This window comes from Kordiimonas aquimaris (genome assembly GCF_025574485.1).
In the GTDB taxonomy this organism is placed as follows: domain Bacteria; phylum Pseudomonadota; class Alphaproteobacteria; order Sphingomonadales; family Kordiimonadaceae; genus Kordiimonas; species Kordiimonas aquimaris.
Window position 1 is genome coordinate 19,348 of the sequence record NZ_JAOBPO010000008.1, and the last position, 23,237, is coordinate 42,584.

A 23,237-nucleotide genomic window follows, 5' to 3' on the forward strand; every position below is an offset into this window, starting at 1 on the left:
TTTTCCATATGTCACCGCTAACTTTGTGCGACTTGCTTTTTACCAGCAAGTCGCCGCCAAACGCCCTCAAGCGGACCTTGCTTATAGCGTTTTAGCCATAGGTTACTGCCAATTAACTGAAGTCCCCATACAATGACCGCCAATATGAAAAAGGTATCATGATCCAGTGTGTCAAAGCGGCTTGGTAAAGCAACATGAAACAGCATCAAGAAAAATACTGAGTGAAACACATAGTTGGATAGGGCTGTTCTTCCAACTGGCTCAACAGCCTTTCTTAAACGTTCGGATACCTGCGGATATAGAAGGTGCAGTGCTGCAAGCACGGTGAAACTCATTATGGCCGTACCTGTGCGGAATGTAATATTTTGCAATGGCAAATCTTCTATGAAACCAAGGAATGGCCCAATAGAAGAGTTTACGCCAATGCGTGCGAGAATGCCGTATATCAATAGCGGTAAACTAACTACAAAACTAATCCATGCCATGCGTTTGTAGAAATCAACACTACGGTTCCCCTGCAAAATTCCTGCACGGAAGAAAGCCATGCCAATAAGCATGAAGCCCAGCGCGTTCCAAATCCGAAAATAGGGAAGTGCGGTCCATTGTAAGAATTGATTTCTCCAGGCATTGTAAGTGAACAGGTCAACATAACTACCAGCATAAGCTGCAGCTGCGCTGGATGGCGCATCGCCGTAATCTACCCACCAAGAAAACAGTAAGCGTTCAATAGTGGCAGAATACAGCTGTGGCCATTCGCCGAATAACAGGTCGACTCCTTTGAAAAGGATGCCTGCTGTGAGCAGCAACCAGATAGGTGACCTGAAAAACAACAATAGAAGAGGGCCGCAAATTGCGTAAGTTATTAGAATATCGCCGGGCCAAAGCAGATAGGCGTGCAAAACGCCAAAGAACAATAAGATACTCATGCGCCGAAGGAAGTAACGGTTAAACTTTGGGGTCAGGCCATCGCTTCCAGCAAGCAGATATATGCTTGCCCCAAATAGCATACAGAAAAGCGGCATAAACCGCTGATCAAAGATCAAATATTGCGCCAGCCAAGCGAGAGTGCTTGATAAGTCTGCATCATAAACGCGAGACATGGAGTTGCCTGCATGCCACGGGATATTTGGTACAAGCATGCCCAAAATTGCAATACCGCGTATAAAATCCAGAGATTGAATTCGCTTTTTTTGTTCCGGCGCAGATTGGGTCATCTTATTTATATCTTTCAGGCAATAATTTTTATATGAATTAGCTCGATGGCTTTGTGCTTCCGGGCATTCCCAAGTTTGGGAACGCCCGGAGTGGGCACCATGGGGATGTCGCTCACGGCTCCAGTATTCTAGTCTGGAGGCGGCCCAAATTTTTCAGAGCGATGGTGCCCAAAAGTGATGCAATGATGAGCAGAAAGGCGATTGGCGCAGCTGTTTTTTCTATTACTTGACCAATTGACCACTCGTTGTTTTGATAGCGCGGTAGGTTATCGTATTCAGTGAGTGTTAATCGTTGACCAACCAGCACATTACGCTCGACCTCTTCAGCGATCATTTGCTTGAAATCTCGAACAGACCGCTCAAACCGCAAATGGCGCTCAAGGTTTGTTCCTGCTGACAAGTTGAACGCTTGAAGCGTCAGTGCGGCAGGCGAAGCGTACTGAAAGATAGATAGAAAATCGCGGCGTTCTGCTTGCACTTCATCGAAACGATTGAGGACAGGAGCGACAGACTGATCCACTGTGCGCGTTACCAAAAAGGCTGTACGAATATACTCGGGAATAGAATAATTATCAGCGGTTAAATCTGGATGATCAAACAGCATGCCCTGCATGATATCGGCTTTTGATTTGTAGGCACTATTGGAGGCTTCTCGTGCCTCACTTAGAAAAGCTAGACGTGAGGGTGTCGGATAAAGGCTTTCTGCTGTTGCGGATAGAGATGCTGGTCCGGCAAGGCAGTTAACGATCCAAATTCCAGCCAATAACAAAGCAGTAGTTTCGCCCCTTAGCTTGAGGCTGATCGCCCAGGTGATTACTGCAGCCCACATAAGGAAATAGCTCGTAGCTATTAGGAACCATATAGTGAAATACGGCAGCCTTTCGCTGATGCCACCATTATCAGTAGCGCCGCTAACAAGACCAATGGCAAGCGCAACAGCCAGAATGACCGCGATTGCCATAAATCTAACGCGCAGCCGAGTAAGAACAAGTAGCCTCACAGAAATTGGTTGCGATAGAACAAGCCCCAAACGTCCTAACTCCTTGTCATCCGACAAAGCGTCATATGAGAGGGCAATCATTAACAGCGGCATGACGAAGATAATAACAAATGCTAGATCAAATGATCCAGCGGCCGTGTCGATCGGGCTTTGAACCTGATAATTGCCAAATAATCGATCAACACTGCGCCATAAAGAAAGTCGGCCTGTGTGAGGCCTGACATCCGATACACCGTGTGACAGATCGGATAATGGACCGGGCGCTGCAACTGCTGGAAATGATACGTCCATGGCAAGCCCAGCCCAGCGATCATCAGCTTCCGTGGTTGTACCATTGTCAACAGCAACAAGGCGGTCTCGCCACACTTCAATGCTTTTGTTTTGTTCCGCAATAAAGGTTGTTGTCATATCGGTTTGTTGATGACGATAAGCTGCTCCTTGAACTACGGCATATAAGCATGCAATCAAGAAAGAGATGATGAGAATAAGCTGCGTCGGCTCTGTTTTTAGCGCCTTAATCTCCTGATTTTTTATTGCTGAAATACTCATGCCATTGCCTCCTGTTTGAAGCTGTGACGAACACCTCGGAAAGCAAGCTGGTAGGCGATAAACGCCCACAATAAAAGAATGACCATATCCATCCATATTTTGGATACAACATCGCTGAGCGTTGGTGGCTGATAGTCAAAATCAGGGTTTTGCTGCCAGAAATCGTTGTCAGCCATATATGCATATCCGTCCTTACCTCCTTGCTCGATCATTTCCTCATTTAAGAGTCGAACAAAGTCGCGGCGGAACATCTCTGCGCTATCTGCAAAATGCCGGTGGGCATGAAGGTCAGACCCTGCGAGAGCGCTCGAAATATTGCCTAGTGCAATGGTTGGCGAGACAATGCTGAAGACACGAACAATGTCGGCTTGTGTTTCATATGCACCCCAAAGCTCATCATAAATACGATCAAAAACGCCGTTGGCAAACTCTTCACTTTCTTGCAAAAGGTAGCCATCATAATTGATGGGTAAATCTTCGATTGTATCAACGCCGTATTGACGCAGCACATCTGCTTCTATTTGCTCGCGGCGAGCGATAGCCTCGTCAGACCCTCCCCAAAATGGTGATGAAGACTCGCTCGAAAGTTTTGCCGAGAACTCGGCCGCTTGCGGAGCTGGTGATATATTAGACCCAATATCTGTTGCCAGACGCGGCATAAATATGACGGCCACTGCCCAGAAACCAACCAGCGCAATGAGCGCTGTTTTTGATTTGGAAACCCGTGCAGAAATGCCAATGGCTGCAAAAGTGAAAGCTGCTATATAAATGGCATATGAGGCGACAATTCCAAACAGTCGCACATCCGCACTGGGCAGCTCAATTTCGTCATGAGTTGATACACTTAGTACAACAGCTGCCACCACGCTTGGTGCAAGCAGAGCAACAACACATAGCGCTGCGATCCCTTTGCCGAGAAATAGCTGCTTCGGCGAAACGCCAGAGCTCATGACTTGCCTGAGCGTGCCGCGTTCACGTTCGGAGGCTATCCCTGCAAACGCAAGCAGTATGGCGAGTAAAGGCGCAAATACCTGAAGTATCCACGCTGGCGTCAGGCGTGCAAAACGCTGAATTTCAACAGCGTCTTCGATGTTACGAAGTGTTGCCGGGTCACGGTAGTGTGCCTCCAGCCATATGGCACTGCCCATATAATCACCAAGGCCGGGATCAAAAACAGATAAGCTTGATGTTGGTTGGAATGCATAGCGGGAAAAGTGCGCAGCAGTATGTGGGTTTTTCTTACCTTGATTATCCCAGATCGTACGGTCAGTTTTGATGGCTGCCAAACGTTCTCGCTGCATGTTTTGCACACTTGACCAACTATTGAGTGCAGCGGCTATACCGAGCGTCAACGTAATGAAGAGAACTGCCACGATACGGCCATCTCGTCGATATTGGAGCAGTTCCTTCCATAAAATGGCTTTAATCATGCTGCTTCTCCTTTTTCAAGGTCAGCGTGATCAGCGCGCATATGATTCAGATAAATGGCTTCTACTTCACTCGCGTCTACGTTATCAGGGCATACTTCCTCAACAAGTTGGCCTGATTTCATGATGCCGATCCTTGTTGCGAGTTCGGTTGCACGGAAAATATCATGCGTTGCCATCAGGATAGCGGCACCGTCTTGCCTTAGATTGTTTGCAAGATGTGCAAATTCGTTTGCCGCACTAGGATCAAGACCAGAGAGCGGTTCATCTAGTAGAAATGCCTTTGCCTGTTTCGCCAGTGCTGTAGCAACACCAATTTTCTGGCGCATGCCTTTTGAGTAGCCCGAGACAGAACGATCCGCTTGCTCTTTGCGTAAACCCGATCGTTCAATAAACTCATAAAGTTCAGTGTCTGAATAGTAGTCGTGACCAGCAAGGGCGGCGAAGTAACGCAAGTTTTCAAGACCAGTTAAAGATGGATATAGCGCGACTTGCTCCGGTATATATGCAAGCTCTTTTTTTGTCTCTACAGGCGCTAAGGCCACGTTGCGGCCATTCACTAATGCTTCACCTGAATTAGGTTCTAGAAACCCAAGGAACAAATTTATCGTTGTTGTCTTACCAGCTCCATTTGCCCCAAGAAGGCACAAGGTTTCACCTGCAGATACATCTAAATTCAATCCTTCCAGAGCGATTACCTCCCCGAAAGTTTTACGTAAATTAATTGTTTGCAGAACAGATGTTCTGCCATTGTTATTAATGTCATGCGACGACATGTTTGCCCCCTCATTGGTGTTTATATTAGTCTTGTGAAATGTTGGCTGAAGGCAGCTAGATGCAATCAACCAGTAAGCCGAAAGGCTTTGATGCGTTCTTCAGTTAATTAAAGTGGTGGGCTTCAGGTTGCGCTAGTTGAGCTATTAATCGCACAAGCGAATGCGCCGTCAAACCTCGCCTTATATACCGTGAAGAAACGCAGATGCATTATGCTTGAGGAGGGCCGCGCGCAAGATGTGTTAGGGTTTTGTGCTGTGGCGCTGTGTTATCTGCGAGAGGCAGAGAAAACACTTCAGCAGAAATAGCAGCAATCTTGAATGAATGAACAGTGGGTGTAATCAATTCATCATCAGACGCACCGTGTGAACATGCTACACAGTGGTTATTGGGCAAATCAGAATGATGCGGTGTATCAGCGTGAGCAAAGCTTATCGCTTGCAGCATTATCCATGCGAGCAATGCAGTGAAACTTGCCGCCTTTATAACACCGGTATGTCTTGCCCCAAATGACATGTAATCCCCTACGCTTCCCATGGACAGTAGAGTAATTTGGGAGAATAATCCATACTGTAAACCTGTTCTGCACCGCAACTGATGCACAGTTCACCGCTTTTAATGCAGGCGAGTTTTTGCATTATAGTAATTAACTTAGCGAATTATTGGGTTGGTTGTGCACGCGAATGAACACGCCAGTTCAATTACAAAATATCTTGTGAATTACGATATTGTAATATAATAACGCTTTTATGTGGTTGGGTAAAAAAGAAAGAAATCAAACAACGTTGCTTACAGTGTGCTTTGCTGTACTGCTTGCTTTCGCTCAGTTTCAGCTTGGGTCTCATATTCATGACCTGAATGATGATTCCAGTCTGGTTCAGGAATGCGCGATTTGTGCTGTCGCATCCCATCTCGATGACGCAGATACGCCCAAGGCACAATTTTTAAGACATAGCGCCTCAAAGGTAGCAATTAAACCACAATTCAAGACTGTACCAGCGCACGTGTTCGTGGTGAATGTAAGTGCGCGCGCACCACCTCTTTCCTAAGCTTTAATAGTAATGTCACTGCGGATGCATCGCAGCGGTCGCAGCTAAACTTTCATAAAATACATAAGTTTTATTGCGCGCTCTCATTGAGAGCTTGCGCATGCTCACTATGCTCAGGAAATACATAATGAATATCCAAACTATTAAGCATGCTTTGCTTACTACAACAGCTATCTGTGCTGCTTCTTTTTCATTAACTACACATTCTTTTGCCACAGCTCAGGCGATTGACGCTGATACTGATTACGGTACTGAAGCTATCGAAGAAATATTTGTCACAGGGGATCGTCGGGCTTATCAGGGTAATTTTAATTTCCTCGAAGATACAGCCTCCAATCAGAAACTGGAGTTCGAATTCCTGCGTGAAGTTGGTGCATTGAATTTGAATGATGCACTCGATTTATCGGCTTCAGTTGCACGACAGAACAATTTTGGCGGTCTTTGGAACAGTTTCTCTATTCGCGGTTTTTCTGGCGATATTAACCTGCCAAGCGGATTTCTCGTTAATGGATTTAATGCCGGACGTGGGTTTGGTGGGCCACGGGATCTGGTAGGTATTGAATCAGTTGAAATATTGAAAGGACCGCGTTCAGCTTTGTTCGGGCGCGGTGAGCCGGGCGGTACAGTAAACCTTACCACTAAGCGACCTCAATTTGAAGATCGAGTCGAAGTCCGTGCGACATATGGAAGTTGGGATCAGGTCCGATTCGAAGGAGATGTGCAAACCACCTTTGGCTCGAACGAAAATGTTGGTGTGCGTTTGGTCGGCTTCTACGAAGAGGCTGATAGTTTCCGTGAAACCGTTGAAACTGAGCGGGTTGGGTTCTATCCGTCTGTGACATGGAACGTGACGGATGATACAAGTCTTACTTACGAGCTCGAATATACCTATCAAGAAATACCGTTCGATCGGGGCGTTGTATTCTCTGAGGAATTTGGCTTTTCGCCGCGCAGGACCTTTACAGGAGAACCTGGTGATGGGCCTGTTGAGACGGAAGTGATTGGCCATCAATTCGAAGTACAACATAACTTTAATGACAATTGGAGTTTACTTGCTGGCGTTGGTTATCGAGAAACGTCTCTTGAGGGTAATGCATCCGAAAACAACTTTGGCGGACGACAGGCATATTTCCTTGATGGTCAGACTGTGTCGCGCTTTTTCCGCTTTCGGGATTTTGATTCCGAATATTTTGTTGCTCGGGCTGAACTTGCCGGTGAATTTAACACTGGTCCACTGCGCCACCGGCTTTTGTTTGGTGCAGACATTGACCGTTTTGATAACCGGCTTTTCATCTTACGCTTCAGACCGCCAGGTATTCCGGCTGGCGCCACTGTCGCTGATCTCGATCCGGCAACTTATTTATTGCTTGATGTCTTTAACCCGGTTTACGGCCAATTTCCTATCCCCACTCCTGGCCCTAATACTGACCGCGAGGAAAAGTTGACAGGCGCTGGTATCTATTTCCAAGATCAAATCGATATTACTGACCGATTACAAATTCGTCTTGGCGGCCGTTTTGATGATTTCGAACAGGACCTCACCAATCTTCGTGCTAATCCGGCATCAACTATAACTACGTCTGACACACGGTTTTCTCCGCAAGTTGGTGCTGTTTATGCAATCAATGATGGGTTAAGCTTTTACGCAAGCTACGGCGAAGGGTTTCGCCAACAAACCGGGTCAGACTTTGAAGGTAACCAGTTTGCTCCAAATATAACTGACTCTGCCGAGTTAGGCTTCAAGGCGGATTTGAGTGCCTATTTCGACGATGTTTCTGGTGCTGTAACCCTAACGGCTTTCCAGGTTGATCAGAGCAATATTCTCGTGAATGACGACCGTCCTGAAGCAGTAGCCGCAGGCTTCTTCTCATTCACTGCCGGTGAGGCGCGCAGCCGCGGGATTGAATTCGATGCGAATGTGTTTACAGATGATGGTTTCAGTTTCTGGCTATCATATGCTTACACTGATGCTGAATTCAGAAACAGCAACCCTGACGCTGACTTTGGAGCACAGATCGAAGTAGGTGACCCGCTGATTAACTCACCGGAGCATCAGCTAAACATTCAAGCGAGCAAGAACTTTCAGCTTGGCAGTTGGCCTGCCCAATTTGGCGGTGGTATGCAACATACTGGCGAGCGCCTTGGGTGGACCGGGTTTGATTTTTTCTTGCCTAGTTTCACGACGTTTCGCGCTTTTGCCCAAATCGAACCATTTGAAGGTTTAGCTGTACGTTTAGATGTCGATAACATCTTTAATGAGACCTTTTATACAAACTCGTTTGCAGATGTTTGGGTGGAGCCTGGTGCACCGCGCCGCTTCCGTCTGACCGCGTCTTACGCGTTCTAGTTGGCTCAAGCCCAGTCAAACTAGGAAAGTGATAGCCATGAGCGATATAGAAAGCACAAATTCTCGCATTTCATCCATTGATGTTATGCGAGGCTTAGTTATCATTTTGATGATGCTTGATCACGTACGTGAACGGTTTTACATGCATGTGCGTACGGGCGATCCCATCAGTGATATTATTGAGCCGGATCTGTTCTTCACACGGATGCTGACGCATTTTTGTGCGCCTGTTTTCATTTTCCTGGCGGGGCTGGGTGCTTGGCTTTATGCGCACCCTGCACAAGGTGTTTATCGTTCTCCAAGTGGGTTTCTATTGAAACGTGGCTTGGTCATCATCATGATTGAATTGGTGCTTTACTACTTGGTCTGGGCAGATAGCTTTCCAAACTTCCTATTCTTACAAGTCCTGTGGGCAATTGGTTTATGTATGATCGCGCTATCGGCTGCCAGTCGTTTAAACTATTGGCTCATTGGTGTACTCGGTTTTGTAATCGTAGTCGGGCATAATTTCTTTGAGCCATTACAGTTTGAACCTAGCGATTGGGCTTACATTCCTTGGACAATCCTTCATGACCCAGGACAGCTCGGAAAGGTTGGTCCACTAACGGTCAGCCTTTCATACCCTATGTTGCCTTGGTTTGGGGTAATTTTGCTTGGGTATTTCGCTGGGCCTTTATTTGCGCGGTCTTTTGGCGCTGTGAGGCGTCAAAGAACACTGATCGGGACAGGAATAGCATGTATTGCAGCTCTTCTGATTCTACGCGGGTTTAATATTTATGGTGAAACGCTATCTTGGTCGGTGCAAAACACCTTTACTGAAACATTGATGTCTTTCATCAACTTTACCAAGTATCCGCCTTCGCTAGACTATATTTTGTTCACGCTTGGAATTGGATTGATCTGTTTAGCATGGTTTGATGCGACAAAAAAAACCAACCTGACGCTAAATCTACTACGTTACTTCGGCTCTGCGCCGATGTTTATTTACGTAGTACATCTCTATGTGCTCTTAGCCGCTTATTGGATATTGTTCCTGATTTTTGGAGCAACACACGGTGAACGTTTCGGCCTCGATAGTGTTGGCTGGATATGGATAGGGGCTGGCCTTTTAATCGCCTTGCATTACCCATTGGCAAAATCTTTCTCTGGTTTCAAACACCGAGAAAAGCGGAACAAGCCGTGGCTTAGTTATTTTTAATTTCTTCGTTATTTCAATTGACTAGGTGTTTCCTGGTCCAGTTTGGTTGGTTTATTATTTTTAGGAGGTCTTGATGACGCGCACGGTTGTTGAAGCACGTAATCTAACAGTTTCGAGAGGGCAGACGCCTGTCCTTTCAGATATTAGTTTTGAGGTGCAAGAAGGTGAAGTTTTTGCATTATTGGGTGGTAACGGCGCTGGTAAATCAACAAGCCTGTTGACCTTTCTTGGCCTTCTTGAGCCAACGTCCGGTGAAGCATTGGTTTTTGGTAAATCCGTCCAAAACGACATCGCCTCTGTTAGGGGTAAGATTGCCTATTTGCCAGAAGCAGCAACGCTTTACCCACATTTATCAGCTTATGAGAATGTAGATTATTTTCTTTCTCTTGCAGGTATAGGACGCTCACGCGCGGATGTTGAAGAGGTTTTTGATCGGGTTTCACTGCAACAAGAAGCGCGTGACCAGCATATGGAACGATATTCCAAGGGTATGCGGCAGAAAACGGCCATTGCGCTCGCCCTCTTGAGGGAGACACCCATCCTGTTTCTTGATGAACCAACGTCTGGACTTGATCCTGTTGCTATTGATGAATTCAATAGACTGGTTACTAATCTTGCCAAGGCGGGAACAACCATCGTGATGGTCACACATGATGTGTACGGCGCTTGTCAGGTTGCACATAAGATTGCGCTCCTGCGCCGCGGCACTCTTGTCGGCTCTTTCGAAGCGAAGAACGGCGAGCGTATTGATACTGAAACAGTGCATGCTGCTTTTGCGGAAAGGGCGGTAGCATGAGTGTCATAAGAAATATAGCAATTGATGAGTGGCGTTATTGGCGACGCTCAAGAATCGCAATATCGGTATTGTTGACGGGTCTTGTTCTGCTGGTTGGATCAGCATTCCTGACGGCAATTCAAATGATAGATGCGTCGCATGAAAGAGAGCATCTGCAAACAGAAGCGGAAAATGCCTTTCTAAATCAACCTGAGCGCCACCCTCATCGTATGGTGCACTATGGTCACTATGCATTCCGCACACCACCACCATTGAGCGTTATTGATCCTGGCATTGATGCATATACGGGCAACTCTATTTTTCTGGAAGGGCACCGTCAAAACAGTGCGATGTTTGCTGATCGGCAAGCAAGTGCAGGAATAGCAATGTTTGGTGCACTTTCGCCGGCATTGCTATTGCAAATACTGGCTCCCTTACTGCTTATTTTGATGGGCTATAGTGCCATAACACGCGAACGCGAGGCGCGGACTTTAGACCAAATGATTGCGCAAGGTGTTACATCTGTTCAGATTATGCTTGGCAAAGGGTTAGCTTTAGGCGGTGTTACGGCTCTGTTGGTTTTGCCATTATGTATCGCTTCAGTGTTAGCTGCCTCAGAAGGCGAGGCTGTTTCACTGATTGCCTTCTTCATCAGCGGATATGCACTCTACCTTCTAACATGGTGTGCTGCTATTGTTCTTTCATCAACTATCATGCGTACAGCAGGTGGCAGCCTTGGGGCGCTGCTCGCAGTTTGGGTGATTGTTGCAATGTTAATGCCGAGGGTATCGAGCACGGTGGCAACAAATATAGTTGATGCCCCGGGGAAGATAGAAACAGACTTTGCTGTTATCGAAGCTGTTAGCAAGATTGGTGACGGCCACAATGCTGGTGACCCTGCATTCACAGCGCTCAGGGCAAACCTTCTTCAACAATACAACGTTGACAGTGTGGAAGAACTGCCAATTAATTTTCGCGGCGTTGTCGCGGGTGCAGCAGAAGCAGAGCTGACCGATACTCTTAATCAGTTTGCTGAAGAACGTATGCGCGTTGAAAGTAAGCAAGTGCGCATTGCACGCTATTTTGGCTGGTTGTCGCCTGTTCTGAGTATCCGCGAGTTTTCCATGAAGCTCGCTGGTGTTGATCTTGAAACACACCATCGGTTTTTACGAGAAACCGAGAAGCTGCGTTTTGATTTTGTACAATCGTTGAATAAAGCCCATGCGGAGAAAATGACTTATTTAGATGACGCCGGTCGGAGCGGTGACCCTGAAGCCGAAAAGCGAACACGAATAAGTACTGAAAATTGGAAAGTTCTTGAGGCGTTTAGCTTTGAGCCGTTTCCCGCGACTGATCGGGTGGAGGCAAGTTTTAATCCGCTTGCAAAGATAATGCTGTGGCTAATTGCCATTTTGTTGTTGTGCAGAACCATAGGGAGGCGTGCGCTATGACTGCTACCGCTGTTTTTTCACGTGAATTACGTTTTTTCCTGAAGCAACCTTTTGCAATTTGGCTGATCATTGTAGCCACAGGGTTGTCTACTTTTTCAGTATGGTCAGGGTTGACTGAAGTGGATCGACAAAGTGCAACAATTGAACGGTTACTTGTCGCTGATGCAAAAGACCGAGCGGCGGCGATTGAGAAAGAGTCCGACTTTGGCGGAGCCGCATACTATAGCTTTCATTTGACTTTTGATCCACCTAGCGCGCTCTCTTTTGCCGCACTTGGTGAGAGAGATGTTTTCCCTTGGAAACATCGTATCCGTATGTTGGCTCTGGAAGGGCAAATCTATGAATCTGACGCAGCAAACGCTGAATTAGCACAATCTGGGCAGTTTGATTTTGCTTTTTTCCTCAGTGTGTTAACGCCTTTGTTTCTGATTATTTTACTGCATGATCAACGCGCATCTGAAAAAGTAGCTGGTCGTCATGACCTTCTTGTTGCAACCGCAGGGTATGGCCAAAACCTTTGGCGGTCTCGCACGATAGTTCGTGTCAGTCTTCTTGGTGTTGGGCTTTTCTTGCCGTTTCTTGTTGGTGCATTGATGTCGGGTGTTGATACACAGTTAATCGCGCTGGTATTTCTTGTTGTTTTTGCTCAGATATTATTCTGGACATTTTTATGCTTGTGGGCATCTGCCCGGCCATTCAGTGGTCCTGCAATTGCGTCTGGCCTACTCGCCTTTTGGGTGTTGACAACATTTGTCATGCCAGCAGCTAGCGATGCTATCGTGGAACGTGCAATCCCCGCACCCGAAGGCGGTGACATTATTCTTGCTCAACGAGAGAAGGTTAATGATGCATGGGATCTGCGGAAAGAAGCAACGATGGAGCCTTTTGTCGCTCAACATCCTGAATGGGCAGATGATGCGAAAATAGAACGCCCCTTTGAATGGAAGTGGTATTACGCATTCCAACAAGTTGGAGATCAAGCTGTTGCCGCCATGTCTAATGATCGCCGGGTGGCTGTTTCAAGACGGAACGAGATGGCGGGATGGTTTGCCTTTTTGTCACCGTCTGCATTGACGCAGCGGTCATTGTCGCACCTTGCAAATACGGATGTGGGATCAGCTCTAACTTATCAGCATCGGGTGCGGAATTTTCATGCTGAACTGCGCTCCTTCTATTACCCACTTCTATTTAAAAATGCTGCTTATAGAGCGGAAGCGTTTGAGAGTTTGCCTGAGTATGATCCTGCTATGGGATCTGATCGTTAGATGTCTAGTAATGTGTTAGCTGAATTGACTGGTTTCGATGATTGTGGTCAAGGCACGCCCAGTGGCAGCGAGGGGTGTGGGAACAAAACGTTTACCTATTGAGATGGTAGGGTGAGAGGAGGTTTTTGTGAAATTTATTGCGTGTAGATTTTTGGTTCTTTGGTTTTTAGCCTTTATGCTAACGCCGCCGACTTTAGCGCAAACGTCACCCTTTAATTTGGGCGGGCAAACAATTGCACCTGGAACAATACGGGATCTTACGCTCGTTGTTGCGGCAGGGCGAAATGACCCTGCCACACATATACCGGTAACAGTAATTCACTCAAATAAAGAAGGCCCGGTGGTGACGGAGCAGAATGGCTCGCGCCATTCATTGGTGTTTGGCGAGAAAGATCAGCTTATCCTTTTGCAAGTAACCACAAAAGTAAGAGACAGCTATCTGGATGGCCTTAATGTGATTTTTTGTATCTCAAGACTCACATAAAATTTTCTATTACGTTTGTTATTAAATTATTTCAATGACTTCATAGCTGATTAATCAGATTCATAACCTGAAGGCCGTAGATTCAAATCCTACTCCAGCAACCAAAATAGTTGAAGTGCATAGGGCTATGTGTCAGCATTTGACTTGGGTTGGGTTTATTAATTGTTCATATGGTACATTGCCCATAATGTTTTAAGTCACAAATCTGCTGAGATTTGCGACAGTGAGCATTTGATTAAATAGGTAATGCGGTCATATAGTGGGGTCGCGGAGATACCTCTTTGTTAATTTGAAGATGAGTTCAATTAATGGCGTTGAGGTCTTGGGGGAGGCGAAATTGAACAGGCATGCACACTTCCTGGCTTCTTGCTGAAAACTTCGGGTTTATAATTTGCTTTTAAATAAGGCTTAATTTCAGGACCCCTATTCAGGATTGGAATACGAAATGAAAGTACGGCATCTTCCTCTTGCAGCGCTGACATATGCAATTTGTTTTTTTATGCCGTTAACGCTTAATGCCGATGATTTTCCGTTCGCTGACATTGCAGGTGGCGGACAAGAAGAAATGCCTAATCCCACGCAAGAAGCCACTGTCAGGCCAGGTCTGATAGACTTATGGAAGTCTGGGAAGCCAGCGTTTGGCGAGTATACAACCCCACGCCATAGAGAAGAGGTCGAGAGTTCACAAGAGCCCCCCCTATTCACAGTGCAGATGGGCCGTGACCTAGCCGCCAACCCACTTTTGGACTACGTCTTTCTAAACCTTGAACAATATTACAATGCAGACTCAGTTCGTGGCGCCTTAGAAGGTCTTCGCTATGACGGCGCCGATTCCGTAAAAACATTATTGGTTCGTATTCCTCCAATCTATCAGGATGGTGTAGACATCTCCCGAGCGCGGGCTAAAGAAGCTCTTGATCTCGGTGCTGACGGTGTTGTGCTGCCTCATATTCGAAGCGCTGAAGAGGCTCGTGTAGCCGTATCGTTTTTTGATGATTACAATGTCTGGTCTCCAAAAAACCCGGACGGCAAAATCGTTGTAATGCTTTTAGTAGAAGATCCGAATGTATTCGCCGAACTTGAGGAAATAGCTAATATTCCAGGCTACAGTTCGTTGGCGTGTGGCATCGGCAGCCTCACCCAGGCGCTGGGCGGAGACAGGGAGGCGGCCGAAGTACTCAATCAACAAGTTCTCGCGCATAGTAAACGTGCAGGCATGGTTGATCTGATTACTGCAACCGAAGAAACGATGGCACTGCGAGTAAAGCAGGGCTTCCTTGGGTTATTGCCTATTGGTCCTAATAAGGATGCCGCCATTCGAGTGGGCAGAGCTGCTGCAGATAGCTAGCTTTCATATTCCGACTGAACCTAAGTCTCGGTTTTTCATAGGATAACCTTTTTTAGTTAGTAAATGACTGTCAGGAGCTAAAATGGAAAAGACCACTTCACGCCGCGCTTTGCTTTTACGATGCCTCCAGTTACCTATTGGAGGAAGCGCTCTTCTCGGGCTGGCGGCTTGCAGCAGCGACAGCGGGACCTCAAAGGTCTGCGCCGATGAAAGTAAAATGACTGCTGCGGAAAAAAGCTTACGTCGTACTTTGAGTTATACTGAAACTTCACCAGACCCGGCCAAAACATGTTCAGACTGTGAGTTCTTTAAAACGGCAACGGACACAGGTGGGTGTGGTACATGTGAGATGTTTGGTGGCAAGCAAGCGAATTCGGGTGGCTACTGTGTATCTTGGAGTGTTGATCCGCAGGGTGCAGCTTAAACCTCCTGATGCATAATCAGTAGGGACATAAATAACAGTGCCTTGATTTCGGTGGATTAAGAATTGTGCTTAAGAAAGCAGTCAAACACAGAGGATAAGAATGATTAAGTTTCTTTTTAATCGCCGCAACCCTAATAGCTCCCCGCATGTGCCTACATCAGCTATTTTCAATAGGATGATGCTAACCTCCATTTTAACACTGGGCCTAATGAATTTGTCGGCTATTACTCATGCAGATGACTTATCTGATGTAGAGAAAGCTGGGAAATATCTTGTCGCTGCTGGTAACTGTGTGAGCTGTCATACAAGCGAAAATGGAAGCCCATTTGCAGGTGGGCTTGCTTTTGAAACGCCGTTTGGGACGATATATTCAACAAATATTAGTTCCGATCCAGAGTTAGGCATTGGCGGGTGGAGCCTTGAAGAGTTCGAGGCAGCGTTAAGGCACGGGGAAAGGCCTGACGGCGAAAACCTTTATCCAGTGTTCCCTTACACCTCGTACACACTAATCAGCGACGAAGATGTTGCATCGATTTACGCGTTTCTCAAGACTGTTGAGCCAGTGAAATATACGCCGCCGGAGAATGATCTGGGTTTCCCATACAACCAGCGCTGGGCCGTGGGGCTGTGGAAAGCTTTGTACTTCGATGAGGGGCGATTTGAGCCAGAGCAGGCACAAACCAAGCAATGGAACCGTGGTGCCTATTTGGTCGAAGGGCTTGGTCATTGCGGCATGTGCCACTCGCCGCGGAATTTTATGGGTGCAATCGATACTGACCTCGCCATGACTGGGGGTACTTATATGACGCACGTCGAGAGCAAACTCTCGGCATGGTCAGCACCAAACCTCACGTCTGCGGATAATGGCCTGTCGATGTGGCATGAAGAAGATATCAAAAATTATCTGAAGCTGGGCGTTAGTGCGCGTGCGGGTGTATTTGGGCCAATGAACAAGGTGGTGATGAATAGCACCCGGCATATGTCAGCGGAGGATGTGACCGCGATGGCTGTGTATTTGAAGAGCCTGCCTGCTAACTCTCAGGATACTAATCCACCTGCAGCAGATACGACTATTCAGGCTGGTTCTGTACAGTACGATATTCATTGCGGCACCTGTCATCTGCCAACGGGACAAGGTTCCCCAAATACGGGGCCTACGTTGATTGGCAGTCCAGTAGTTCTGGACACCGATCCATCGTCGCTAATTAATATTACTCTGTTCGGTGCTCAGACACCCAAGATTGCACCGTCGGACGAATGGAATTCAAGGCGTTGGCAGCATATGAATCCTTTTGCCGCGAAATTGAATGATAAACAAGTAGCCGATCTTCTAAGTTTTATACGTAGTTCGTGGGGGCACAAAGCAGGCGCAGTAAGCTCAGAACAGGTGACAACACAGCGCAAATAGTTTGAGCGCAAAAAATGAAACCGAGCTGCTCACATGGGTACTTTGTACTATTTGCCGTGCGATGAACTATAGTTGACAGATTACGTGAAAACGGTTTCAGTATAAGCGTATTACTATCGAATAGGTTTCCTGGGTGGAGGTGCCTGATAGTGCCAGACTGAAATTTTTGTTATTCAAGTAACAAAGCCTGTAAACTCCGCGACATTTTCTGATGTGTCCGATGTAACCGGGTATTGCTGGCGAGGGTCTTAGGGAGCACTAATCAGGGGGGTAAAATGCACTTATTTGTGATAACTTTGGTTCGCAGGACCATGGTTTATCTGTTGGTTGCGGCGACGCTTGTTGGCTGTTCCGAGTCAGGTCCAGCCGAACCCGAAACGCAGGGCGCTCAACCTCGGATGAGGCTTGTTACCACGGATCAATATGTCAATACATTGATGTATGTATTCGGGTCTAGTGTCCATACGCAAGGAGAGTTCTCTCCCGCAGAACGAACAGAGGGATTGCTGGCGAACGGCGCAGCTGTGGCAGGCGTTAGTGCCTCTCTGCTCGAACAGTTCCAGCGGACAGCTGCTAGCGTGGCGGCTCAAGTGGTGGATGAAGGACATCGTCATTACCTAATCCCTTGCAAGCCTGCATCCGAAGATGCAGCAGACAACGTTTGTGCAACTGAGTTTCTATCGAAAACAGGGCGTCTTCTTTTTGGGCGTGCCTTGAACGATGCCGAAATCACGGCATATGTAGCAAGCGCTGAAACAGCAGCCGAAAGTTTGGAGGACTTTTACCGAGGGCTGGCGACAGCGCTGGAAGGAATGTTGATAAGCCCTGACTTTTTGTTTGTCTTGGAGAATGCCGAACCAGATCCGAGAACTCCCGGCAAACTCCGTCTTGATGCATATTCGGTCGCCTCGCGTCTCAGTTACTTTTTTTGGAATGCCAGCCCGGATGCCGAATTGTTGGACGCCGCTGAGAGTGGTGAGTTGCAGACAGAAGATGGCCTCGCGCGCGCCGTTGATAGAATGTTGGCGAGCCCGAGACTAGATAGTGGCATGCGGGCTTTTTTCGATGACATGTTTGCTTTTGACGACTTTAACACGCTCTCAAAGGATCCGCTCATCTATCCGACTTTCACAAGTGTAACGGCTGTGGCTGCACGTGAGCAGACGTTGCGCACGGTGATCAATCATTTGATCAACAATGAAGAAGATTATCGTGACTTGTTCACAACGCGGTCAACCTTCATATCGCCGGAGTTGGCTGTACTTTACGACATGCCTGCGCCGTCTGGGTGGACGCCTTATACTTTTCCGCCCGACAGTCTAAGGGCCGGGTTGCTTACGCATGTTAGTTTCCTGGCTTTGCACGCACACCCTGGACGTAGTTCGCCGACACTACGTGGTAAAGCACTACGTGAATTGCTGCTATGCCAGCATGTGCCACCTCCGCCTCCGGATGTCGATTTCTCGGTCATAATGGATGCCAATGCGCATTACCCTACACAACGGGAACGTGTGGCGGCTCATCTTGAGAATCCTTCATGCGCTGGTTGCCACAGAGTTACTGACCCAACTGGACTATCGCTGGAGAATTTCAATGGCGAAGGGCGAGTGCGGTTAAGGGAAAATAACGTTCTGATTGATGCAACCGGTGACCTAGATGGTGTGAAATTTGAAAACGTGGTAGGTTTGGGGCAAGCTTTACGTAATAATACGGCTTTGCCGGCATGTTTGGTCCAGCGCCTCTATAGTTATGGATCAGGCGGGCCAACCGGCGCGCAAGACAATCAACTACTAGAGTACTTCAATGAGCGTTTTGCAGCTGGTGGATATCGATTACCTAACCTGCTGCGCACGATAGGATTGAGTGAATCGTTTTCGCGAGTGAAAGATGGTTGGAGCCCTGCGCCAATGGAGCCAGAACCTGATGTTGACAACAGTCCTGAGCAGCACATTGCCAGTAATACTCATAACGCTGAGCCAACGGTTCAATCTGTAGAAGGTGTGAAGAAATGAAAAACTTAAGCAGACGCCGCGTGTTAAGAGGAATGTTAAGAGGGGGTGCGGTAACAATTGCACTACCCATGCTGGATTGCTTTTTAAATGGAAATGGTACCGCTCTGGCTTCGGGTGCTCCCATGCCGGTCAGGTTCGGGACATGGGGTTATGGGCTTGGAATGACGGCGAACATCTTCGTGCCTAAAAAGTATGGTTCTGGTTACGATCTCCCCGAGGAAATTGAATCGTGGGCACCAGTGCGGGATCATATCAATCTGTTCACAAATGCTTCAGCCTTTCCGGACGATTCTCCTGTACCGTGCCATCACACTGGCTGGGTAATTGGGAGAACGGGCGTTGCACCAAAGGATGGACAATCAATCCCTGGCGAAACTATTGATGTCACTGTTGCCAACCAAGTTGGTGGCACTACGCGCTTCAAGTCGCTCACTGCGACTGCAACCGCTGACGTTCGCAGCACCTATAGCTACGAGAATGCCACCACGCCCAATGCACCCGAGTGGTCACCGCTGAAATTCTACAACCGCCTTTTTGGGCCGGAATTCCCGAACCCTAATGCAGAATCGTTCACGCCTGATCCGGAAGTTATGGTCCGAAAAAGCGTTCTATCAGGTGTGATGGATCAGACACGGTCGTTGATGCGGCAAGTCGGCGCAGAAGACCGACAGCGCCTCGACCAATATTTTACCGGATTGCGTCAATTAGAGAACCAGTTTGCCCAGCGCCTTAAAAAACCCGAGCCAATTGCAGGTTGTCGCCCTGGCCAAGCGCCGATAGCTGACCCTCCTATGGACAAGACTGCTGAGTCAGTAGCGCTGCGGCACCGCATGATGACCGAACTGCTTGTCATGGCTGTGGCTTGTGACCAGACCCGAGTTATCAACATGGTGTATTCAGGTGCGGCATCGGTGGTTATTAAGCCAGGGTATGAAAAGCCAGCTCACACGACAACTCATGAAGAGCCCGTAGATAAAAAGTTGGGTTATCAGCCGAATGCTTCATGGTTTACACGCAGAACAATGGAAAGCTGGGCAGAATTCGTTGGTGCATTCGCAAGCGTCAAAGAAGGCGACGGAACATTGCTTGATAATATGTTGATATATGCAACTACTGATCATGGATATGCTCGTTTCCATACCTTAGATGGCATGCCTGTTCTTACCGCTGGACGTGCCGGAGGCAAAGTTAAAACAGGGATGCATATCGATATGGGTGGCGGCTCTGTAACACAAGTAGGTTACACTGCTATGCGTGTGATGGGCGTGGACACGCCGTCGTGGGGCTCCAAAAGCAATAAAGTATCCTCTGCACTCGGTGATATGCTCGTTTGAGTGAGGCAGTGAGTTGAGTGTGCGTTTGCGAAGATACGCCGCATACTCTCAATTCAAAGGAAGATATACGCTGTATATAAGTAAGGCTGGAAAATGAACAGATATGTGGACACAACAAGTCGCCGTTTCGCATTCATTATGCTGAAAAGTGGATTACTTGCCATAACTGTTGCGCTGAATATAAGTGCTGTGAGTGCAGCCGACACAGATGTGGTCGCTTCAAATCTTGAGGATTTTGAATATTGGCAGTCGCCAAATAGCCAAGTGCTTGAAGAATATATCGACGTTCCAATGCCGCCCGAATTTCAGGTGCTGGCTACAGAATTGGAAGGACCGGTTTTTGCTGATGCGGGCGGGCGGACACTATATAGGTGGCCGCTAAAAAACCTACGCAATGGGTCAACTGGTGACCGAAAAGACGGCAATAAATCTGTGTGTACGGATGAAGTTATGCAGGTGACATCAGGCCTTATGAGTCCATACCCACCCGGGCTAGTGTTGCCCAATCTCGACAAGCGTCCGAGTTGCGTTGAGATATGGCCGCCTGTACTTGCTGACGAAGGTTCCGAGCCAGTAGGTAAATGGACATTAATCGAGCGAGATGATGAGACAAAACAGTGGGCCTTTGATGGGTACCCGTTGTATTTTTCTACTTTGGACCAGCAGTCGGGGGACGTTCTGGGTGGCACTAAAATTCAGGGCGGTGGCGGCTCGCCGGCGGGCCGTGTACCTGTAGGTCCACCTTCTGCACATCCACCATTATTTCAAGTTATTGCTATGGCTACTGGGAGAATGATCGTTACTGAGGATCGGTATTCAGTATATAGCTTTGAGGGTGATGAGCCCAATAAGTCAAATTGCTATAACAGCTGCCTTAATAACTGGACGCCTGTACTGGCATCAGTGTCGGCGGTAGAACAAGGCAAATGGACAGTTATCGAGCGTTCGCCCGGTGTGCGTCAGTGGGCCTTTTGGGGCAAGCCGCTTTATACTTATAACCTTGATACTCTCGGCGTTAGTCGCATTGGCAGCGATGTGCCCGGGTGGCACAATGTCTATACACAGCGCTCTCTGGCCCCTCCGCCGGAAAATTTTTCTGTTCAGGCGGCACGTATTGGCCATGTGCTAGCAGATGGAAACGGCAAAACAGTTTATGTTTACAACTGCGGGGATGATGCCTACGACCAGCTGGCTTGCGATAATCCGGACACTGATCAGGAGTATCGTTTAGCAATTTGTGGCAACGGCGACCCGAAAGTTTGCCGTGAGACTTTTCCGTATGTTATCGCGCTAGAAAATGCGACGAGTGAAAGCCGGCTGTGGAGTGTGATGAAAATCGATCCAAATACCGGTCACCGTGCCTTAGAAGGGCAAGTGGACGGGATAAATGTTTGGGCTTACCGCGCCCGGCCAGTGTTCACTTTCACGGGCGATACTGAGCCAGGAGATGCGAACGGTGACGCATTCGGTGAGTTTAACGGCTACCGTAATGGCTTCAAAGCCTTCTGGCTGCGTGATGATTATCTGACGAATGCTTATAGACGATGATTGGTCTTAAGGGCATTGGGCCGCAGAGGAGTAACCTATGAATAATAGTGGAAAATACCTGCAATCAAGGTTGTCGAATATATCCCGAATATTACCGCGCATAGCAGTGGCGGCAACCTTGCTGACCGGCAGCGGCACGATCTTGTTGAGCGGAAGCGATGCTGCGCTAGCTGAGGCCCCTCCTGGTGGCCGGATTGGTTATGTTCTGACAAACAGAATGTATGCGGTTTACGAGACTGACGAGAGTGTTCAATGCCCTGATGGTTTAAATCTTGGGCCTCGCGAACTGTTTGCCAAGCGCTTTCCTGACGATGGTACTAAACGCACTGTTGTCGAGACACAGTTGAAACTCGAGGGAGAGAATTGGCATTCGAATGCTGAGGAAAACCTAGTAGCCCCTTACCGAGAGCCGCAGGGTAATATTTCGTATGGGCTTAATCTTGATGGGCAAACCGGACCCAATGATTTCCAAAGCCCGGACGGTGAAGATGGAATTGATAACCAGTTTTACCGTGTGGTTGGCTGTACCAACAACTATATGAAAGCAGGTTCGCTTCGTCACTTCGTTAACGTGTTTATGGTGCAATATAACAGCAACCGCTGGGTGTTTGAATTGACAGGTGTTGATGATTTGACCAACGACGACGAAGTAACATTAACCACGTATCGCGGCCGCGACCCGTTGCTAGCGGATGCTACTGGTGAAGGTTACATTCCCGGCGGAACACAGCGTATTGATATGCGTTGGGGCAAAGAGTTTATTATGCAGATTCAGGGCAAGATTGTTGATGGGATACTTACCACAGAACCTATTGAACATATCAAGGTGCCTGCGAGTTCTACGTTCAATACCAACGGATACGAGTCTTATCTCGGCCTTCGTTTTCAGCTTGCCCTGACGCCCAAGGCGGCAAAAGGCACGATGGCAGGCTTCATGGACATCGATAAGTTTCGCCATTGGCGGAACACGACTTGGTCAACGCATCATCAGAGCTACGGGCAAGAATCTGCTAGTTCCATGTATAGCGCTTTACATCGTCACGCAGACGGTTATCCAGATGCGGTAACTGGGCAGAATACTGCGATTTCTATGGCTCAGGAAGTGACGTTCGTGCAGACTTACATTATGCATCCGAGCGAAAAAACGAACCAGGTGGCCGCAGCCTCTCTCAATTAAGTGTATTCTCACTATCAAAAAGAAGGCATTCGCTGGTAGTGTTGTTCGGTCTAAAATTATTAGAGTAAGGCCTGCTGGATTTTAAAAGGAGTTTTTAAAATCACTTAACTCATACAAATTTTTAGGTAAATTTATTATCTATATAATTCAATGATTTAATAACCTGTCAATTAATCTCACAACCTGCAGACAAAGTATGTTCAACCGCCAGCGTAGCAATGTATTGCATTGCGAAATTACGCCAAGGACAAGTTAGCAATTCCAATAAGTATGCGCACCTAAAATTCTACTCTAGCAATCGATAAGAAGCCCAATCATCTCGTGTAGCGAGTTTCTTTTTTGACTCCGTGAGGTATGGTTTGACACCTCGCAAGATGCACTCAAGGTGCAGATTGCCATGATTCATATGGAGTAAAACGAAGCCGAAACGGAATAATGAGGAAACTTTAGAGC

18 protein-coding genes are annotated in these 23,237 nt (G+C 47.5%); 13 read left to right on the top strand and 5 right to left on the bottom strand.

Annotation, left to right across the window (positions count from 1 at the left end; all coding sequences use genetic code 11):
* Positions 1-17: 17 nt before the first annotated feature.
* The 5 genes from OEU88_RS17130 to OEU88_RS17150 form a co-directional block, all read right to left on the bottom strand.
* Positions 18-1,214 (bottom strand): DUF418 domain-containing protein, encoded by a 1,197-nt coding sequence (locus tag OEU88_RS17130; RefSeq protein ID WP_262696438.1) that lies wholly within the window; start codon positions 1,212-1,214, stop codon positions 18-20.
* Between the two features lie 112 nt (positions 1,215-1,326).
* Positions 1,327-2,763, bottom strand: coding sequence for a DUF3526 domain-containing protein (locus OEU88_RS17135; RefSeq protein ID WP_262696439.1), 1,437 nt, complete (start codon positions 2,761-2,763; stop codon positions 1,327-1,329).
* Positions 2,760-4,193: a DUF3526 domain-containing protein gene (locus OEU88_RS17140; RefSeq protein ID WP_262696440.1), complete on the bottom strand. Its 1,434-nt coding sequence runs from the start codon at positions 4,191-4,193 to the stop codon at positions 2,760-2,762. Before OEU88_RS17140 ends, OEU88_RS17135 begins: the two co-directional genes overlap by 4 nt.
* The gene (locus tag OEU88_RS17145) at positions 4,190-4,966 is read right to left on the bottom strand and encodes an ABC transporter ATP-binding protein (protein WP_262696441.1); all 777 of its coding nucleotides are present in this window, start codon (positions 4,964-4,966) and stop codon (positions 4,190-4,192) included. The genes OEU88_RS17140 and OEU88_RS17145 overlap by 4 nt, the downstream gene beginning before the upstream one ends.
* Positions 4,967-5,174: 208 nt before the next feature.
* Entirely contained in the window at positions 5,175-5,480 is a 306-nt protein-coding gene (locus OEU88_RS17150; RefSeq protein ID WP_262696442.1) for a hypothetical protein, read from the bottom strand.
* 660 nt (positions 5,481-6,140) lie between these two features.
* On the opposite strand from OEU88_RS17150, the gene OEU88_RS17155 reads away from it, so the two are divergent.
* From OEU88_RS17155 to OEU88_RS17215, 13 genes are all read left to right on the top strand, one after another.
* On the top strand, positions 6,141-8,360 hold the full coding sequence (locus tag OEU88_RS17155) for a TonB-dependent siderophore receptor (protein ID WP_262696443.1): 2,220 nt from the start codon (positions 6,141-6,143) through the stop codon (positions 8,358-8,360).
* A 37-nt stretch (positions 8,361-8,397) separates the two neighbouring features.
* Positions 8,398-9,558 (top strand): DUF1624 domain-containing protein, encoded by a 1,161-nt coding sequence (locus tag OEU88_RS17160; RefSeq protein ID WP_262696444.1) that lies wholly within the window; start codon positions 8,398-8,400, stop codon positions 9,556-9,558.
* A gap of 73 nt (positions 9,559-9,631) precedes the next feature.
* Positions 9,632-10,354, top strand: coding sequence for an ABC transporter ATP-binding protein (locus tag OEU88_RS17165; protein ID WP_262696445.1), 723 nt, complete (start codon positions 9,632-9,634; stop codon positions 10,352-10,354).
* The gene (locus OEU88_RS17170) at positions 10,351-11,784 is read left to right on the top strand and encodes an ABC transporter permease (RefSeq protein WP_262696446.1); all 1,434 of its coding nucleotides are present in this window, start codon (positions 10,351-10,353) and stop codon (positions 11,782-11,784) included. The genes OEU88_RS17165 and OEU88_RS17170 overlap by 4 nt, the downstream gene beginning before the upstream one ends.
* Positions 11,781-13,049 (top strand): DUF3526 domain-containing protein, encoded by a 1,269-nt coding sequence (locus OEU88_RS17175; protein ID WP_262696447.1) that lies wholly within the window; start codon positions 11,781-11,783, stop codon positions 13,047-13,049. Before OEU88_RS17170 ends, OEU88_RS17175 begins: the two co-directional genes overlap by 4 nt.
* Before the next feature lie 127 nt (positions 13,050-13,176).
* Positions 13,177-13,533 (top strand): hypothetical protein, encoded by a 357-nt coding sequence (locus OEU88_RS17180; RefSeq protein ID WP_262696448.1) that lies wholly within the window; start codon positions 13,177-13,179, stop codon positions 13,531-13,533.
* A gap of 445 nt (positions 13,534-13,978) precedes the next feature.
* Positions 13,979-14,881, top strand: a complete 903-nt coding sequence (locus OEU88_RS17185) for an aldolase/citrate lyase family protein (RefSeq protein WP_262696449.1) — start codon at positions 13,979-13,981, stop codon at positions 14,879-14,881.
* Between the two features lie 82 nt (positions 14,882-14,963).
* On the top strand, positions 14,964-15,305 hold the full coding sequence (locus tag OEU88_RS17190) for a high-potential iron-sulfur protein (protein ID WP_262696450.1): 342 nt from the start codon (positions 14,964-14,966) through the stop codon (positions 15,303-15,305).
* 100 nt (positions 15,306-15,405) lie between these two features.
* Positions 15,406-16,713, top strand: a complete 1,308-nt coding sequence (locus OEU88_RS17195) for a c-type cytochrome (RefSeq protein ID WP_262696451.1) — start codon at positions 15,406-15,408, stop codon at positions 16,711-16,713.
* A 275-nt stretch (positions 16,714-16,988) separates the two neighbouring features.
* Positions 16,989-18,725, top strand: coding sequence for a DUF1592 domain-containing protein (locus OEU88_RS17200; RefSeq protein WP_262696452.1), 1,737 nt, complete (start codon positions 16,989-16,991; stop codon positions 18,723-18,725).
* Positions 18,722-20,059: a DUF1552 domain-containing protein gene (locus OEU88_RS17205; RefSeq protein WP_262696453.1), complete on the top strand. Its 1,338-nt coding sequence runs from the start codon at positions 18,722-18,724 to the stop codon at positions 20,057-20,059. Before OEU88_RS17200 ends, OEU88_RS17205 begins: the two co-directional genes overlap by 4 nt.
* 93 nt (positions 20,060-20,152) lie before the next feature.
* On the top strand, positions 20,153-21,607 hold the full coding sequence (locus tag OEU88_RS17210; protein ID WP_262696454.1) for a COG4315 family predicted lipoprotein: 1,455 nt from the start codon (positions 20,153-20,155) through the stop codon (positions 21,605-21,607).
* Between the two features lie 37 nt (positions 21,608-21,644).
* A complete protein-coding gene (locus OEU88_RS17215) occupies positions 21,645-22,784 on the top strand; it encodes a hypothetical protein (protein WP_262696455.1) in 1,140 nt (379 codons plus the stop codon).
* Positions 22,785-23,237: the final 453 nt, after the last annotated feature.

Coding starts and splice junctions, on each gene's coding strand:
- OEU88_RS17130 (WP_262696438.1), bottom strand. CDS start 1,214: ATGACCCAATCTGCGCCGGAACAAAAAAAGCGAATTCAATCTCTGGAT.
- OEU88_RS17135 (WP_262696439.1), bottom strand. CDS start 2,763: ATGAGTATTTCAGCAATAAAAAATCAGGAGATTAAGGCGCTAAAAACA.
- OEU88_RS17140 (WP_262696440.1), bottom strand. CDS start 4,193: ATGATTAAAGCCATTTTATGGAAGGAACTGCTCCAATATCGACGAGAT.
- OEU88_RS17145 (WP_262696441.1), bottom strand. CDS start 4,966: ATGTCGTCGCATGACATTAATAACAATGGCAGAACATCTGTTCTGCAA.
- OEU88_RS17150 (WP_262696442.1), bottom strand. CDS start 5,480: ATGTCATTTGGGGCAAGACATACCGGTGTTATAAAGGCGGCAAGTTTC.
- OEU88_RS17155 (WP_262696443.1), top strand. CDS start 6,141: ATGAATATCCAAACTATTAAGCATGCTTTGCTTACTACAACAGCTATC.
- OEU88_RS17160 (WP_262696444.1), top strand. CDS start 8,398: ATGAGCGATATAGAAAGCACAAATTCTCGCATTTCATCCATTGATGTT.
- OEU88_RS17165 (WP_262696445.1), top strand. CDS start 9,632: ATGACGCGCACGGTTGTTGAAGCACGTAATCTAACAGTTTCGAGAGGG.
- OEU88_RS17170 (WP_262696446.1), top strand. CDS start 10,351: ATGAGTGTCATAAGAAATATAGCAATTGATGAGTGGCGTTATTGGCGA.
- OEU88_RS17175 (WP_262696447.1), top strand. CDS start 11,781: ATGACTGCTACCGCTGTTTTTTCACGTGAATTACGTTTTTTCCTGAAG.
- OEU88_RS17185 (WP_262696449.1), top strand. CDS start 13,979: ATGAAAGTACGGCATCTTCCTCTTGCAGCGCTGACATATGCAATTTGT.
- OEU88_RS17190 (WP_262696450.1), top strand. CDS start 14,964: ATGGAAAAGACCACTTCACGCCGCGCTTTGCTTTTACGATGCCTCCAG.
- OEU88_RS17195 (WP_262696451.1), top strand. CDS start 15,406: ATGATTAAGTTTCTTTTTAATCGCCGCAACCCTAATAGCTCCCCGCAT.
- OEU88_RS17200 (WP_262696452.1), top strand. CDS start 16,989: ATGCACTTATTTGTGATAACTTTGGTTCGCAGGACCATGGTTTATCTG.
- OEU88_RS17205 (WP_262696453.1), top strand. CDS start 18,722: ATGAAAAACTTAAGCAGACGCCGCGTGTTAAGAGGAATGTTAAGAGGG.
- OEU88_RS17210 (WP_262696454.1), top strand. CDS start 20,153: ATGAACAGATATGTGGACACAACAAGTCGCCGTTTCGCATTCATTATG.
- OEU88_RS17215 (WP_262696455.1), top strand. CDS start 21,645: ATGAATAATAGTGGAAAATACCTGCAATCAAGGTTGTCGAATATATCC.